Origin of the sequence: Nitratidesulfovibrio sp. 1201_IL3209 (assembly GCF_036763125.1) — a bacterium.
Lineage (GTDB): Bacteria > Desulfobacterota > Desulfovibrionia > Desulfovibrionales > Desulfovibrionaceae > Cupidesulfovibrio.
Map to the genome: position 1 here is coordinate 137483 of NZ_JBAIYT010000002.1, position 15883 is coordinate 153365.

Annotated in this window: 13 protein-coding genes; all 13 read left to right on the forward strand. The window is 70.8% G+C overall.

Going from position 1 to position 15883, the window contains the following annotated elements:
* Positions 1-141: 141 nt before the first annotated feature.
* The 13 genes from uppS (at position 142) to V6B97_RS02230 (ending at position 15749) form a co-directional block, all read left to right on the forward strand.
* A complete protein-coding gene (gene uppS / locus V6B97_RS02170; protein WP_333504971.1) occupies positions 142-909 on the forward strand; it encodes a polyprenyl diphosphate synthase in 768 nt (255 codons plus the stop codon).
* A complete protein-coding gene (locus V6B97_RS02175; protein WP_333504846.1) occupies positions 906-1712 on the forward strand; it encodes a phosphatidate cytidylyltransferase in 807 nt (268 codons plus the stop codon). Before uppS ends, V6B97_RS02175 begins: the two co-directional genes overlap by 4 nt.
* Before the next feature lie 239 nt (positions 1713-1951).
* A complete protein-coding gene (locus V6B97_RS02180) occupies positions 1952-3472 on the forward strand; it encodes a pyridoxal phosphate-dependent decarboxylase family protein (protein WP_333504847.1) in 1521 nt (506 codons plus the stop codon).
* 37 nt (positions 3473-3509) lie between these two features.
* Positions 3510-4847: a 1-deoxy-D-xylulose-5-phosphate reductoisomerase gene (gene dxr / locus V6B97_RS02185; RefSeq protein WP_333504848.1), complete on the forward strand. Its 1338-nt coding sequence runs from the start codon at positions 3510-3512 to the stop codon at positions 4845-4847.
* Positions 4844-5908: an RIP metalloprotease RseP gene (gene rseP, locus V6B97_RS02190; protein ID WP_333504849.1), complete on the forward strand. Its 1065-nt coding sequence runs from the start codon at positions 4844-4846 to the stop codon at positions 5906-5908. Before dxr ends, rseP begins: the two co-directional genes overlap by 4 nt.
* Positions 5905-6924 (forward strand): tRNA (adenosine(37)-N6)-threonylcarbamoyltransferase complex dimerization subunit type 1 TsaB, encoded by a 1020-nt coding sequence (gene tsaB / locus V6B97_RS02195; RefSeq protein ID WP_333504850.1) that lies wholly within the window; start codon positions 5905-5907, stop codon positions 6922-6924. The genes rseP and tsaB overlap by 4 nt, the downstream gene beginning before the upstream one ends.
* Before the next feature lie 235 nt (positions 6925-7159).
* Positions 7160-8896, forward strand: coding sequence for a flagellar filament capping protein FliD (gene fliD / locus V6B97_RS02200; RefSeq protein WP_333504851.1), 1737 nt, complete (start codon positions 7160-7162; stop codon positions 8894-8896).
* Between the two features lie 180 nt (positions 8897-9076).
* Complete coding sequence (gene fliS / locus V6B97_RS02205; RefSeq protein ID WP_333504852.1) at positions 9077-9883, forward strand: flagellar export chaperone FliS; 807 nt, start codon at positions 9077-9079, stop codon at positions 9881-9883.
* An 83-nt stretch (positions 9884-9966) separates the two neighbouring features.
* Positions 9967-11232 (forward strand): glycosyltransferase family 4 protein, encoded by a 1266-nt coding sequence (locus V6B97_RS02210; protein WP_333504853.1) that lies wholly within the window; start codon positions 9967-9969, stop codon positions 11230-11232.
* On the forward strand, positions 11229-12602 hold the full coding sequence (locus V6B97_RS02215) for a hypothetical protein (RefSeq protein WP_333504854.1): 1374 nt from the start codon (positions 11229-11231) through the stop codon (positions 12600-12602). The genes V6B97_RS02210 and V6B97_RS02215 overlap by 4 nt, the downstream gene beginning before the upstream one ends.
* Before the next feature lie 148 nt (positions 12603-12750).
* Positions 12751-14328, forward strand: a complete 1578-nt coding sequence (locus tag V6B97_RS02220; protein WP_333504855.1) for a YIP1 family protein — start codon at positions 12751-12753, stop codon at positions 14326-14328.
* Between the two features lie 120 nt (positions 14329-14448).
* Positions 14449-14784, forward strand: a complete 336-nt coding sequence (locus V6B97_RS02225; protein WP_196609794.1) for a hypothetical protein — start codon at positions 14449-14451, stop codon at positions 14782-14784.
* A gap of 212 nt (positions 14785-14996) precedes the next feature.
* On the forward strand, positions 14997-15749 hold the full coding sequence (locus tag V6B97_RS02230; RefSeq protein WP_333504856.1) for a hypothetical protein: 753 nt from the start codon (positions 14997-14999) through the stop codon (positions 15747-15749).
* Positions 15750-15883 lie beyond the last annotated feature (134 nt).

Genomic DNA, 15883 nt, shown 5'->3' on the forward strand with positions numbered 1-15883 from the left:
TGATTCCACATGGCCGGTCGCGCCCGCAGCAGTCCCGCCCCGCGCACGCGGATGCACGGACGGGCGGGCGGGACCGGCCATGGCGCATATGACGCGGACGCAACGCCCGCGTACCAGAGGCTTATCGTGAACAACGCCCCCATGGCTGGCTCCCCCCTGCCAAACACGCCGTCACCGGACACGCCGTCACCGGGCACGCTCCCGCCGGAAACGCTGCCCCGCCACGTGGCCGTCATCATGGACGGCAACGGACGCTGGGCCACGCAACGCGGCCTTTCGCGCAGCGACGGCCACCGCGCGGGCACCGAGGCGGCCCGGGCCATCGTCACCGAATGCCGCACCCTGGGCATCCCCCACCTGACCATGTACACCTTCTCCAAGGAGAACTGGGGCCGCCCCGGCGCCGAGGTGAAGTTCCTGTTCGACCTGCTGGTGGAATTCCTGCGCGAGGAGTTGCCCAACCTCATCAAGCGTGACATCCGGCTTTCGGTGTTCGGCCAGCTGGCCGACCTGCCGCTGGCCGCGCGCAAGGCGCTGGAGCACGCCATCGGCCGCACCGCCGCCTGCTCCGCCATGCGCCTGAACCTGGCGCTCAACTACTCCGCCCGCGACGAAATCCTCATGGCCTGCCGCGCCCTGGCCGCCGAAGGCTTCGCGCCCGAGGCCATCACCGGGGAAGCCTTCGCCGCCCGGCTGTGGACCGCCGGCCAGCCCGATCCGGACCTGGTCATCCGCACCAGCGGCGAGGTGCGCATCAGCAATTTCCTGCTCTACCAGAGCGCCTACAGCGAATTCCACTTCACCGACACCCTCTGGCCAGACTTCACCCCCGAGCATTTCCGCGCCGCCCTGCGCGACTACGCCGGGCGGCAGCGCCGCTTCGGCAAAACGGAGGCAACCCCCGCGTGACCCCGGCATCCCCGCATTTCCAACGCGTCGTCACCGGCACGGCCCTTGCCGCCCTGCTCACCGTGGGCCTCGCCATCGGCGGCTGGGTGCTGCTGATCATGGTGGTGGCCGTGGCCAGCCTGGCCCTGCTGGAATTCTACACCATGTTCTGGCCCGGCAACGCCCGCCTGCCCCTGAAGGCCGCGGGCATGGCCCTCGGCGCGGCCGTGCTGGCCGCCGGGCACATGGACCGCCCCTGGATGGTGCTGGGCTGCGTCGCCGCCGCCTTCCTGGTGGGAGCCGTGGGCTTTCTGCTCACCTGGGGCGGCGGCGACGACGACTGCCGCTTCACCGAAGGACAGGTGCTGGCTGGCGGCATCCTGTACGTGCCCGTGCTGCTGCTGCCCGCCCTGCACTTCAACCGCTGGGAACAGCTGGCGGTCGTGCTGGCCGCCGTCATCTCCGACACCGGCGCCTATTTCATCGGCACCTGGTTCGGCAAGGCCCGCATCTGGCCGCGCGTCAGCCCCAAGAAAAGCTGGGCAGGCAGCCTTGGCGGCTTCGTGCTGTGCGTGGCCGCCTGCACCGGCGTGGGCTTGGCCGCAGGCACCGCCCCGTGGTGGGCCTTTGTCCTGCTGGGCGGCCTGCTGAACGTCGCCTCGCAACTCGGCGACTTCTTCGAATCCGCCCTCAAGCGCACCCTCGGCGTCAAGGACTCCGGCGCGCTCCTGCCCGGACACGGCGGCCTGCTGGACCGCATCGACAGCCTGCTGTTGGTCGTGCCCGCCTATGCCGCCGTGTTTTGGTTTTTGCGTTTGTTTTAAGGTTGGCGGGGGGATTGGATGGAACCTTGGGCAAAAGTGTCGTTCCTCTCCCCCGCACCCCCTCTCCATCCTCCCAAACTTTTCAATTGAAAAGCCGTTGTCGCCAGACCTATTGAAAAGTTTTGTGGAAAGGGGGATGGGGGTCCGGGGGACGGGGGGAAACCACTTTTCCAAAAGTGGTTTCCCCCCTTCCCCCGGAATAGTTCCAGACACGCCACAACGCGCATAATTTACACCCCATGCAACGACACGAGACACTCGACCTGGAAGATTTCGAAACCCTGCTGCACCGGGCGGCGGCCATGATCGCCGACCGGGTGGAGCGCATCGGCCCGCGCGCCGAGGGTCCGGTGGTGCACCCGGCCACGTTCGACGAACTGGCGGCGCTGATTCCGTCCGACTGGCCCGAGCACGGCGCGGGCGCGGACGCGGTGCTGGACGAGGTGGCGCGGTGTATCGAGCCGTACGCCACGCGCATCGGGCATCCGCGCTTTCTGGCCTGGATCACCACCAGCCCGGCCCCGGCGGGCACGCTGGGCGACATCGTGTGCACGGGGCTGAACCAGGCCCCGCTGTCGTTCAAGGGCGGCCCCGCGGCCACGGTGCTGGAGCACGTGGTCATCGGCTGGCTGGCCCGGCTGTTCGGCCTGCCGGAAGCGTCCGCTGATGGGACCGGGGCGGACGGACTGGACGGCGCGGGCGGCACCATCGTGTCCGGCGGCACCATGGCCAACCTGATGGGGCTGACCGTGGCCCGCCACGCGCACTTTCCGGAGGCTGCCGCCAAGGGCCTCGCGGGCCTCGGGCGCACGCCGGTGCTGTATGTCTCGGACCAGGGGCACATGTCCATCGAGCGTTCGGCGGTGCTGCTGGGCCTGGGCGCGGACAACGTGCGCGCGGTGCCCTCCGGCGCGGACAACCGCATGGACGTGGCGGCCATGCGCGCGGCCATCGCGGCGGACAGGCTGGCGGGGCTGGCCCCGTTCTGCGTGGTGGCTCAGGCGGGCTCGGTGACCACCGGCGCGGTGGACCCGCTGCCGGACATCGCCGACGTGTGCGCGGCCGAGGGGTTGTGGTTCCACGTGGACGCGGCCTACGGCGGCGCGGCCATGCTAACGGACGAGGGTCGCGCGCTGCTGGCGGGCGTGAACCGGGCCGACTCCATCTGCGTGGACCCGCACAAGTGGTTCTTCATCCCCCTGGAATGCGGGGTGACCCTGTTCCGTAGCAAGGCGCAACAGATCGCCACGTTCCGGGCCCGCGCCTCGTACCTGGGCGAGGAACACCCGCACGACCTCAAGAACACCACGTTCATCCTCAGCCGCGCCAACCGCGCCCTGAAGGTGTGGTTCGCCTTCCGCACCTACGGCCGCGACCGGCTGCGGCGCATCGTGGCCCGCAACATGGAACTGGCCCGGCACTTCCGCGACCTGTGCGCCGCCTCGCCGGAATGGCGGGTGCTGGCCCCGGTGCAGTTGTCCATAGCCTGTGCGCGCTACGTGCCGCAGGGGGACGGTTGGACCGAGGAACAGGTGGACCACCTGCAGGTGCGCCTGCTGGAACGGCTGGAGGCGTCGGGCGAAGGGTTCCTGACCCCGGCCATGGTGCGCGGCCGGGCCGGGGTGCGCCTGTGCGTGGCCAATCATCGTACGTCCGGGGCCGACATCCGCCTGCTGTTCGACCTCATGACCTCGCTCGGCCGCGACCTTGCGGCGCAGGGTCCCCAGGCCCCCCAGGCTCCACAGACCCCGCAGGTTTAGACCCGCCCGTGCACGGCGGAAAGGGAAGGACACGGGCATGATCCGCTACATCTCGCGCATGCCGGACCGGGCCTGGGAAGACGCCCGGCCGCGCACGGTGGCCCTGCTGGGCAGCACCGGCTCCATCGGCACCAGCGCGCTGAAGGTCGTCGAGGCCCACCCCGGCCTGTTCCGGGTGGCCGCGCTGGCCGGGGCGCGCAACGTGCGCCTGCTGGCGGAACAGGCCGCCCGCCACCGGCCGCCGCACCTCGGCGTGCTGGACGAGGCGGGCGCGGCGCAGCTGCGTGGGCTGCTGCCCGCAGGCTACGCGCCGGAGATTCACGTGGGGCCGGAAGGCTACGCCGCGCTGGCCGCCCTGCCGGATGCCTCCACGGTGCTCTCGGCCCAGGTGGGCGCAGCCGGGCTGCGCGCCACGGTGGCCGCCGCGCGGGCAGGCAAGGTGATCTGTCTGGCCAACAAGGAATCACTGGTGCTGGCGGGGGCGCTCATCCGGCGGATTTGCTCGGAAACAGGCGCGGTGGTGCTGCCCGTGGATTCCGAGCACAACGCCGTGTTCCAGGCCCTGCGCGTGCACGATACCTTGCGGGACGGGGGGCGCGCGCCCGATGCCGTGCGGCGGATCATCCTCACCGCGTCGGGCGGCCCGTTCCGGGGGCGCGACCGGGCCTTCCTGTCCACGGTCACCCGCGAGCAGGCCCTGAATCATCCCAACTGGTCCATGGGCGCCAAGATCACCATCGACTCCGCGACGCTGATGAACAAGGGGCTGGAGGTCATCGAGGCCTACCACCTGTACGGCGTGGCCCCAGACGACATCGAGGTGGTGGTGCACCCGCAGTCCATCGTGCATTCGCTGGTGGAATACGCCGACGGTTCGCAGATCGCCCACCTGGGCACGCCGGACATGCGCATCGCCATCGCCTACTGCATGGCCTGGCCGCGCTGCGTGGACACCGGGGTGGCCCCACTGGACCTGGTGCGGGCGGGCTGCTTGACCTTCGAGGCCCCCGACTTATCCTCTTTCCCGTGTCTTGCGCTGGCGCGGCGCGTGCTTGCGAGCGAGGCGCGCACCCCCGGCGGCGCGGGCCTGCCCGTGGTGCTCAACGCGGCCAACGAGGCGGCGGTGGAGCTTTTCCTGCACGGGCGCATCGGGTTCATGGACATTCCCGCGCTCATCGAACGGGCGCTGGACGCCCACCAAGCCGAATCGGCAGACGCCGAATCGGCAGACGCGGAACCGGCGGATCAAGCGAATACAGACGGATACATGCCGATGCACGACATCGACCACATAGAGGCGCTCGACGCCGCAACCCGCCGCCGCGTGCGCCTCTGGGCAGACGTGGCAGGCACGCAAGGAACGGGCAACGCATGAGCAGCTTCCTTTCGGTCCTTCTGGTCCTCGGGGGCCTGATCTTCTTCCACGAGCTGGGGCACTTCCTGGTGGCCCGGCTGTTCGGCATCGGCGTGCAGACCTTTTCGCTGGGCTTCGGCCCGCGCCTGTTCGGCTGGCGCGGCGGCCAGACCGACTACCGGCTGTCGCTGGTGCCGCTGGGCGGCTACGTGTCGCTGGTGGGCGAAAGCGAGGACGCCGAACTGCCCGAAGGCTTCCAGAAGCGGCACAGCTTCACCCTGCGCCCGGCGTGGCAGCGGCTGCTGGTCATCGCGGCCGGGCCGGTGTTCAACCTGCTGCTGGCGTGGTTCATCTACTGGGGGCTGTTCTGGGCTCATGGGCAGTTCCATCTGGCCCCGGAAGTGGGCCGGGTGCAGCCGGAAAGCCCGGCCGCCATCGCGGGCGTGGCCCCCGGCGACCGCATCGTGTCCATCGGCGGCAGGCAGGTGCAATGGTGGGACGACGTGGCCGGGTCCATCGTGGCCAGCGAAGGCCGCGAACTGACCATCGCCATCGACCGCAACGGCACGGCCCTGACCCTGAACGTGCAGCCCGAGGTGCGCACCCGCAAGACCATCTTCGGCGAGGACGAGCGCACCTGGCTCATCGGCATCCAGGCCTCGGGCCGCACCGTGTCGGTACCCCTGGACGGCTCGTCGGCCATGAAGGCCGGGCTGGACCAGACCTGGCGGATGATCGTCATCACCGGCCAGAGCGTGCAGAAGATCTTCGAGCGGGTGGTGCCGCTGGATTCCGTGGGCGGGCCCATCATGATCGCCCAGATGGTCAGCGAGCAGTCGCGCCAGGGGCTGGACAGCGTGCTGGCCCTTACCGCGCTGATCAGCATCAACCTGGGCCTGCTGAACCTGCTGCCCGTGCCGGTGCTGGACGGCGGGCACATCATCTTCCTGACCATGGAAATGGTCATGCGCCGCCCGGTCAACGCCCGCCTGCGCGAGGTGACCACCCGCATCGGCCTGGCCTTCCTGCTGGCCCTGATGCTGCTGGCCACCTACAACGACATCGTGCGGAACCTGCAATGACCCAGATGGAGGGGATGGCGGGGGCCACAGGGACGATCGGGGCCACAGGGACGATTGGGACCTGCGCCGCACACGGCGACGGGGCCATCACCCTGGCCCTGAACGCGGCGGAATCGCGCGTGCAGGCCGCCGCCCTGCGCGACGGCGAACCCCTGTTCGCCCAGGAATGGCACGTGCCCTCGCAAGGCACGGAACTGCTGGCCCCGGCCCTGGCCGACGCCTTCGCGCGGATGCGCCTTTCGCTGCGCGATGTGCGGCGCATCGCCTGCGTGCAGGGCCCCGGCAGCTTCACCGGGCTGCGCCTGGCGCTGTCCACGGCGGCGGGCATGGCCCGCGCGCTGGGCGCCGAACAGGCGGGACTGTCCTACACGCAACTGCTGGCCTGCGGGCCGCTGCTGCCGCGCGGCGCGGTGCTGTGGGTGCTGACCCACGCCCGGCGCGGGCTGGTGCACATGCAGTCCTTCCGCATGCCCGGCGAGACGGCGGACGCGACCAGTCTGGCGGACGTCGCCGGGGCCGCCACCGCCGTGCCCTCCCCCCTGCCCGAAGCCCTGACCCCGGTGGAGGCGGCGACGCTGAACGCCGCCGTGGCCCGGATAGTGGCGGCGCGATTCGGCAACGTGAATCCTGCGGCCGGAACACCTGCGGCCGGATGCGCTGCCGCCGCCGCCCCGGTGTACCTGATGGGCAGCGGGGCCACCCGCAACCGGGCCGCCCTGGCTCCGGCCCTGGCCGCGCTGCTGCCGGGGGCGCGCTTCCTGCCCGCCCGGTTCGACCACCCTGCCCCCGCCCTGCTGCTGCCCCTGGCCGCCACGGCCGCCTACGGCCCCGACGACGTGCAGCCGCTGTACGTGCGCCCCTGCGACGCCGAGGAAAACCTGCCCGCCCTTGCCGCCGCGCGCGGCATGGACCCGGACCAAGCCCGGCGCGAACTGGCCCGCCTGACCTCCGCCCCCCTGGCCGGCGCTCCCTTGGCTGGCGCTCCCTTGGCCGGCGCTCCCTTGGCCGACGCGTAATCCCTTCCCGGCCTCACTCCGGTTCCCTCCGCTCCCCGCATCCGCTGGCCTTTCCGGCCCCGTCCCGCTTCCTTCCCCGCCCCCCGTGGCGTACGCCGCGCCCCCCGGCCTAAAGCCCTCCGTTCCCCCGCCGATAAGGTTCACGAGGGAGAGGGCGGTCCACTCTGGCACCAGCCTTGCAGCCCCACGGCGGGAGACCCCCATCGGGAAATTTCTTCCGGCGAAGAGGTGCATCATGGTTGAACTGGCATCCGGCGGCGTATACTTTTCCGGGCTCGGCAACGGCACGGACTTCTCCAAGGTCATCGACCAGTTGAAGTCCATCGAGCAGATCCCGCAGAAGCGTCTTACCCTGTGGAAGGCCGACTGGCAGCGGCGTCAGGACGCCTTTGGCGAGTTGCGCACGGAAATCGCCTCGCTGAAGGACATCGTGGACTCCATGAGTTCCATGAGCAAGTTCCTGGTGAAGACCGCATCCAGTTCCGCCGAGACCGTGGCCAGCGCCACCACCGATTCCAGCGTGCTCGAGGGCAACTACAAGATCGAGGTGGGGCAGATGGCCTCCAGCTCCATCTGGACCTACAACACCGCCTTCGCCGCCAAGAACACCAAGGTCAACGACTCCGGCAGCGACCAGCAGTTCGTCTACACCTACATGGGCAAGACCCGTTCGATCACCGTGCCCAGCGGCACCACCATCGAAGGGCTCAAGAACATGATCAACAACGACCCCCAGAATCCGGGGGTCAAGGCCATGCTGGTGCAGAACGGCACCGGCTACACTTTCCAGTTCCGGGGCATGGACCTGGGGGCCAACGCCACGCTGTCCGTGGGCTCGGGCACCACCGTCAGCGGGCTGCCCAGCGATGCCGCCAACTGGACGGTACAGGCCAACCAGAACGCGCAATACCGCGTCAACGGCTGGCCGGCCACCACCTGGCTGGAATCCATGTCCAACACGCTGACCGGCGCCGTGGAAGGCATGACCATCACCCTGAAGGACGTGGGCACCACCCAGATCTCGGTGGTCACGGACACCGCAAAGATCAAGGAGAACGTGGTCGCGTTCGTGGACGCCATGAACGCCGTGCGCTCCAAGATCAAGTCGCTGACCGCCGTCAACAGTTCCAAGGACGTGGACAGCCCCGACGACGCCTCGTCGCTGTACTCCATGCAGAAGGGGTCCGTCCTTACCGGCAACTACGGCGTGCAGTTGCTGGCCACCCAACTCAAGATGGCCACGGCGGACAAGGCCGCGGGCTTCGAATATCAGTACAAGGACGGCAACCTCATGCGCGGCGACGTGTTTTCGTCGCTGGCGCACATCGGCATCCTGACCAACGCCGAAACCAACAGCCTGAACGCCGGCCTGCTGGAACTGGACGAAGAGAAGCTGGACGAGGTGCTGAAAAGCAACCCCACGGCCGTGGCGGAACTGTTCGCCGCCGACGGGCTGCCCGTGTCCGATTCGTCCGACTTCAGCTATTACTCGCACGTCAAGGGCGTGACCAAGGCGGGCATCTACGACGTGACCTACGACGTGGACGCCTCTGGCAACATCGTCAACGCCTACGTGGGCGGCAAGCGCGCCAACGTGGACAACGTGAACAAGCAGATCACCGCCATGGAAGGCGACGCCCGAGGCCTGGCGCTGCAGATCGACAACCTTTCGCCGGGCAGCTACTCGAGCCGGATGCGCATCAAGGAGGGCAAGCTGGGCGGGCTCAGCGACACCCTGAAGGACATGCTGGGCAGCGACGGCGCGCTGAAGATCCTGGAGGACAACTACCAGGACATCATGGACGACATACAGAAGAAGATCGACAAGGAAGTGGACCGCGTCACCCAGTGGGAACGGCGCGAACGGCTGCGCTACTCGCGGCTGGAGGCCACCCTGGCCCGCTACGACGCCCTCGGCAAGTCGGTGGAAAGCCAGATCAAGTCGCTGTCCTCGTCGTCGTCTTCTTCGTAAACGGGGTAAATGGGGTACATGGGGTAAACAGGGCAATCCGGGTACTCCGGGCGACCCGGCCGGCCGCCCCATGCCCGGCCGCGCAACAGACGTACACCCCCCGCCCCGGCGCGGGGATCGACCACCACCCGCGGCGCACTCACCGCACCGGCACGCGGGCGCATACATCGGGAGAATGCAATGCAGAAGGCTGCGCACGCCTACCTACAGACCCAGGTCACCACGACCACCCAGGGCGAACTGTTGCTCCTGCTGTATGACGGGGCCATCAAGTTCCTGACCCAGGCCAAGGAGAAGATCGCCGAACGCGACTACGCGGCCAAGGGCATCCTGATCTCCAAGGCCCTGGACATCGTCAACGAGCTGGACGCCAGCCTGAACATGGAAAAGGGCGGCGAACTGGCGCAGAACCTGCACAAGCTGTACTTCTACTGCTCCACCCGCCTGCTCAACGCCAACCTCAAGATGGACGTGGCGCTCATCGACGAGGTGATCAAGATTCTGTCCGGCCTGCGCGGCGCCTACGGCCAGATCGTCAACACCCCCGAGGCCATGGCCATCGGGGCCAGCATGGCGGCCAACCGCGCGCCCGCCAACGCAGCGCCCTCGCGCGCGCCGCTGCCCGCCGCGCAGATGCCGCCGCTGGGCAGGCCCGCGCAGTTCGGCCGCGCCCACGCCCAGGCCTACGGCCAGCAGGCCCCCGCGGGCGAGGCCGCACCGCAGGCGGCAGCCGATGCCCCCGTCCAGCCCGCTCCGCAGGGACTGCCCGCGCAGCCCGTGGCGGCCGCCGCGCAGGCGGCGTCCGTGCAATCCACACAACCGGCGCCAGCGGGCGCGCCCACCAATGCCCCCGTAACTGCCCAGGCCGACGCCCAGACCGGGCCTCAGGCCGACCCACAGGCCAATGCCGACGGCCAGCCGGTGAAGGGCTTCGCCCCCAGCCGCATGGCCGCGGCCAGCCTGTACCGCAAGTTCGCGCAAGGCTAGGGGCTTGCCCGCATGCCCGGACGGGGGGAGAGCGAAGGGGCGAACCCTTCCCATGCCCGCCCCGCTGGGCTAGAACACGGCCCATGGTCACCGCCGCACCCCACGCCCCCGCGCCGGGTCATTCCGGCCCGCAGCCCGTCGCCGCACAGCGCCGGGTGTTGCACGTGGTCCCCTCGCTGGGGCTCGGCGGCACCGAAAAGGTTATGCAACTGCTGCTGACCCGGCTGGACCCCGCCCGCTTCCACCGCGCGGTGTGGAGCCCGTCGGACGGCCCCCGCGCCGCCCTCCTGCGCGAGGCGGGGGTGACCACCTTCATCGGCGGCGACCTGGGGGGCGTGGCCGCGCGCCACCTTCCCCATATCGTGCACGTGCACCGCGCGGGCTGGCCCCAGCCGGAACTGCTGCGCCCCCTGCGCACGGCCTTCCGCCAGGCGCCCGCCCCCCCGATTGGTTCCCCCCCAACTGGTTCCCCATTGCCCAACTCCCCGCCGACCGGCGCCGCCACGCATTCTCCCGGCACGGGCACGGTCATGCCCCGGCGCCTGCCCGCCATCGTGGAGACCAACGTCTTCGGACGGCACGACCCTTCGCCGTCGGGGCGGCTCATCGACGTCACCCTGTTCGTGTCCCGCTTCTGCGCCGAACGCTTCGCCCGCGTGCAGGGCATCCCCGCCGTGCCCCCGCGCTGGCGGGTGCTGTACAATCCCGTGGACACGGCGCTGTTCGCCCGGCTGACCCCGAACCCGGCGGACCCGGCCGCGCGCGACTACTCCCGCCCGGTGCTGGGCCGCCTGTCCCGGCCGGACCCCGGCAAGTGGTCGCCGCTGGCCCTGCACATCCTGCCCGTGCTGCGCCGCGAGATGCCCCACTTCCGCTACGATGTCATCGGCGGCACACCAGAGGCGCAACGCTACGTGCGCGGGCACGGCCTCGCGGACCATGTGCGCTTCCTGCCGCCGGTGCGCGACGACGCGGAACTGGCCGGGTTCTTCAACGAACTTTCCCTGCTGGCCCATGCCAACGACACCGGCGAGAGCTTCGGCCTGGCCATCGCGGAGGCCATGGCCGCCGGGCTGCCCGTGGTCACCCACCCCTGCCCCGGCCTGCGCGACAACGCCCAACTGGAACTGGTGGAGCACGGCGTCACCGGGCTGGTGGCCGACACGGTGGAGGACTACGCCCAGGCGGTGCTGCACCTGCTGCGCCACCCGGAGACGGCCCGGCGCATGGGCGAGGCCGGACGGCGCAAGGCCGCCGCGCTGTTCGACGCCGACGCCCAGGCCCGCGCGCTGGAAGCGCTGTACGACGAATTGTGCCCGCCGGAACTGGCGGCCGGGGAGGCTTCATGAGCGACGCGTCCGCTAGGCCCGCGCCCGCCGCGTCCGCCATGTCCGCCATATCTGGGCCGGACGCCGCCGACGCCCTGCTGGCGGCCTACACCCGCGCGGTGCTGGAATTCCGGCTGGGCAGCCCGGACACGCCGCCTCCGGCGGATGCCCCGGACGCGGCGTCCATCACGCAGGCGGTGGAAAAGGCGGTGCGCCTGGCGCTACGCAGCGGGCGCCCCCATCTCGTGCTGCTGGGCACCGGGGACGGCAGCCTGGCCGACGCCCTGGCCGATGCCCTGGCCTCCATGGGGGAGGGACCGGACGCCCCGCCCCGCCTGACCCTGTGCGACCTCGCGCCGGACCGGATGCGCGCGGCGCTGGCCACCGGCCGCCTGAAGGATTTCACGTCGTCGCGCCCCACCCCCACGGCCCCGCGCCTGCTGGCCGACACCTCGCCGTGGGCGCTGCTGCTGTTGCTGCGGGCCACCGGCATCGCGCCGGAAACCGCCACCCTGTTCCCCAACCCGTTCCTGCCCGGAACGGAGGCTGAAGCCCTGCGCCGCTGGCGGCGGCTGTTCGCCGCCTGCGTGCCCGTGGACCTGCCCCCGGCTCGGGAAGGCGGCGACCGGGACGCCCACCCCACGCCCGGCCCCGATCTTGGCGTGGGGGCCATCCTGCACCCGGACGAGCCGGACCTGCCCGCGTTCTTCGCCCAGATACCCGCCTGGGTGCGCGAAATGGCCGTGGTCTGGGACGGCGCGCCGCCCGGCTTCGACCCGGCGGCCCTGTGCTCCGTGCCGCTGCGCCAGGCGGTGCGGCCGCTGGGGAGCGACTTTTCCGCCCAGCGCAACGCCATGCTGGGACTGCTGTCCGCCGGATGGTGCCTGTATCTGGACGCCGACGAACGCCTGTCCCCCCGCACATGGGCGCTGCTGCCGCGCCTGATGGCCGTGCCCGAAGCCGGGGCGTGGCTGTTCCCGCGCGCCACGGCCTATCCCGATGCGGACCACTTGCGCGCGGGCTACGGCCTGTGGCCCGACGTGCAGTTGCGGCTGTTCCGCCGCGCGCCGGGGGTTCGCTTCGAAGGCGCGGTGCACGAGCGGGTGGTGGGGGTGCGCGGCCACACCTGCCTGCTGGCCGATGCCTGGATCGACCACCTGAGTTGGACCGCCAAGGACCGGGACGTGCTGGCAGAACGCCTGCGGGTGTTCGACGCGGCGGGAACCGCCGGGGACGGCCGTCCCGCCCCGGGCGGGCCGCACCGGCTCAGCGCGAAGTACCCCGCCCTGCCCCGCCGCCTGTTCGCGGCGGCCGGGTTGATGCCCGGCGGCGGGGAACGGGACGGCGCGCCGCGCCGCCATCCGGCCCTGCGCCTGCCCCTGTCGCCCTGACGCCCTGTCACACTGCCACCAGGATGAGGGGCCAGCGCCGGACGACGCCACCGGTCCGCGACGCAAAACAGCGCGCGGGACCGCCCACCTTGATTTGCGCTGCCCGATGCCCTACACTGGGCATATGCAAGGAAGCAAAGGATTTCCCATGATTATACGCTGCCCGGAATGCCAGTTCGAGCGGAGCATCGACAGCAGCAAGATTCCGTCCTCGGCCGCCATCGCCACCTGTCCCAAGTGCCGTCACCGGTTCCGCTTTCGCGCCCTCGCGCCCGACGAGGCCCCCGACGCCGCCCGGCAGGCGAGTACGGACGCTTCGTCCCGCGCGGCTCCCGCCAACGCGGCGGCCGGACGCGCCACCCCCGCCGGACAGGATGACGCCATGCCTCCCGCAGCCAGCGCCGATGCCGCGCCCGGCATGGCGCGGGACGAGGACGACGGCCTGCCCGCCGCGTTCCGCCGCCGTCCCTCCGCCCCTCCGGCGACCTCCGCACATGGCGCACATGGCGCGCCCGGCGCACCCGGCACAGAGGACGAGTATGTGGGCGAGGACGACCACGTGGGTGAACCCCGCCCCGTATCCGGCGCCACCGCACCCCATGCGTCCGGTACGGAAGCTCCCGATACGGAGATGTCCGGCCCCGATGCGGGCGCACCCCGCGCCCCCGGCGCCCCCGACCTCCCCCATGGGCACACCGATCTTTCCCGCCCCGGCGACGACCCGCTGCCCCCCGGCGCGGTGATCCCCGGCCGTGGCCGCGCCCCGGCCCCCGACGACGACCATGACGGGCGCGACGACAACAACGGGCACGACGCCCCCGCCAATGGCCAGCGCCGCCCCGGCTCGCCGCGCGACATCTGGGACGCCGTGGCCTCGGTGGGCGACCGCTGGCGCAAGCAGTCCGGACCCAAGGCCCGTCCCGGCGACGAGCGGCAGGCCGACGACCGTGGCGCCAACGGCGGGCATGGCGCCCCCCATGAATCCCATGACGCCCATGGCAGCAGGCAGGACTCCGACGGCCATGGCGACCCCTTTCCGCCGCGCGACGGCCAGCGCCCCGACGAACGGGACGCCCCCCGGCCGCCGTGGGCCGCGTCCGCCCGCAGCGAGGTGCCGTGGGAAAACCTGGACCGCCTGGGCTTCTTCCCCGGCCTGTACCAGACCATCCTGCGGGTCATGCTGGCGGCCCCGCGCTTCTTCGCCGGGGTGCGCTCCTCGGGTTCGTTGAAGCGCCCGGTGACGTTCTACCTGCTCATCGGCATCTTCCAGGCGCTCACCGAACGGCTGTGGTACCTCATGAGCATGCGCGCCTTCGGCGGCTTCATCGAGGACCCGCAGTTGCAGGCCTGGATGGGCAGCGTCACCCACGACATGAGCCTGCCCATGACCCTGCTGCTCTCGCCGTTCACCCTGCTGCTGCAACTGGCCGTGCTGTCGGGCCTGTACCACTTCATGATCCGGCTGGTGGAGCCGCGCGCGGCCGACCTGCCCACCACGGTGCGGGTCATCTCGTACAGCGCGGCGCCCACGGTGCTCAGCGTGGTGCCGCTGGTGGGGCCGGTGGTGGGATCGCTGTGGTTCGTGGTATGCACCTTCGTAGGGGTGAAGTACGCGCACCGGCTGCCCTGGTCGCGCACGGCGCTGGCCATCGGGCCGCTGCTGGGGCTGGGCTTCGCGCTGACGGTGCAGTTGCTGCGCATGTTCATGTCCTCGGCGCCCATGTAAGGCGGCGCAGGGCGCGCATCCCGCCGGACCACGCGAGATGCGGGGAACATGCGGGAGCATGCGAGAACAGGGGGGGACGTACGGACGAGGGAACCGGCCGGGACAACCGGGGAGGCGGCCATGTTCAGGAAACTGCGCGCCCTGTGGAACGAACTGCGCGAACGGCGCAGGCATTCCCGCGAGATCGCGCCGCGCACCATCCGCGACCTGGCCGCCGAACTGCGAGAACTGGCCGAGATCGCCGAACGGGTGGCCCCCGTGGACGCCGAGACGCTGGTGCGCCTGCGGCGCATCCGCCACGAGATGAACGACCTGATGGACCTTACCCGCCGCCCGGAATTCCACCGCATCCCCGCCCAGCGCAGGCTGGACCTGCACAACGGCATCCAGCGCACCCGCGAGCAGATCCTGGAATCGGCCCAGGCCGCGCCCACGCCCACCCCGCGCCTGCAATAGGCCGCCGGGCGCCCTTGCCGTCCTGTCCGGCTCCCGCGCCTCACCCCGCCCGCAGCCCGGCACGCGCCCCCACGCATTCCCGGCACCCCCCCCGGCACCATTCTTGCTTCGGCATATCCACATCCGTCCGCGCGACGGCTTTCCGACATCACCGCCCGTGCGCCCGCCGCCATGGCGGCCCGTGGCCCACGGTCATCCCCGGAGCGTTGTCCATGCCCTTCATGCCCTGCCCGGCCAAACCCGCCGCCCCCGGCAGCCATTCCGGCCGGCGCGCCCGCCCCGCCGCGCGCCTTCGGCTGTTCCTGCTGTTCCTGTTGCTTCTGCCGCTGGCCGCCTCCTGTTCGGGGCCGCCCAAGGCCGGGGTGTACCTCGACCTCGGCAGCCAGCCCATCTTCTACATGGACGACTGGGTGCGGCGCGGCAATCCGCAGGTCAGCGTGCGGCCCGTCACCCCGCCCGACCGGCAGCTGACCGCGCTGTTCGTGCCCTTCCGGGTCACCCAGCAGATGGAGAAGCCCAGCGTGGTGGGCCTCGAGGTGTCGCGCCAGATATGGCAGGCGTGGCTGTCGGAAAAGGTCTTTCCGGTCATCGAGTTCGCGGAGAACGCCACCCCCTACCGCCGCGACCTGGCCATGCAGATGGCCGCCCTGCGCGGGGCGCAACTGCTCATCGGCGGCTACGTCACCCACTACGTCAACGGCGGCACCTCCGGCGATTCCAAGCTGTCGGTGTCGCTGGAGATATGGGACGTGAACACCGGCCAGATGATCTGGGCCATGGGCCACGCCGGGGTCATGGAACACCAGTTCGCCAACGATTTCATCCTGTTCTCCGCCAAGGCCCGCATGCCCAGCGACCCCATGTGGGCCATCACCCAGACCGTTTCGTGGGACATGGCGCAGGAGGTCAAGCTGTGGATCAACCCGCCCGCGCCCAAGGGGCTGTCCAAGGAGCCCGCCTTCTAGGGGGCCGCCCCCCAGCCATCGCCCATTTTCGCGGGGTGGCCCCATGGCCACCCCGCAACGTTTACGCCGCCGCCCGCCTCACGTTGTCAAATCGCCGTCCAGCCGCTATCCTGCGGCATGCCGTGCATCCGTCC

Bases quoted from the DNA above. Each gene is read 5' to 3' on its own strand.
- V6B97_RS02230 (WP_333504856.1), top strand. From the start codon at position 14,997: ATGCCCTTCATGCCCTGCCCGGCCAAACCCGCCGCCCCCGGCAGCCAT.
- V6B97_RS02220 (WP_333504855.1), top strand. From the start codon at position 12,751: ATGATTATACGCTGCCCGGAATGCCAGTTCGAGCGGAGCATCGACAGC.
- rseP (WP_333504849.1), top strand. From the start codon at position 4,844: ATGAGCAGCTTCCTTTCGGTCCTTCTGGTCCTCGGGGGCCTGATCTTC.
- fliS (WP_333504852.1), top strand. From the start codon at position 9,077: ATGCAGAAGGCTGCGCACGCCTACCTACAGACCCAGGTCACCACGACC.
- V6B97_RS02180 (WP_333504847.1), top strand. From the start codon at position 1,952: ATGCAACGACACGAGACACTCGACCTGGAAGATTTCGAAACCCTGCTG.
- fliD (WP_333504851.1), top strand. From the start codon at position 7,160: ATGGTTGAACTGGCATCCGGCGGCGTATACTTTTCCGGGCTCGGCAAC.
- uppS (WP_333504971.1), top strand. From the start codon at position 142: ATGGCTGGCTCCCCCCTGCCAAACACGCCGTCACCGGACACGCCGTCA.
- dxr (WP_333504848.1), top strand. From the start codon at position 3,510: ATGATCCGCTACATCTCGCGCATGCCGGACCGGGCCTGGGAAGACGCC.
- V6B97_RS02225 (WP_196609794.1), top strand. From the start codon at position 14,449: ATGTTCAGGAAACTGCGCGCCCTGTGGAACGAACTGCGCGAACGGCGC.
- V6B97_RS02210 (WP_333504853.1), top strand. From the start codon at position 9,967: ATGGTCACCGCCGCACCCCACGCCCCCGCGCCGGGTCATTCCGGCCCG.
- V6B97_RS02215 (WP_333504854.1), top strand. From the start codon at position 11,229: ATGAGCGACGCGTCCGCTAGGCCCGCGCCCGCCGCGTCCGCCATGTCC.
- tsaB (WP_333504850.1), top strand. From the start codon at position 5,905: ATGACCCAGATGGAGGGGATGGCGGGGGCCACAGGGACGATCGGGGCC.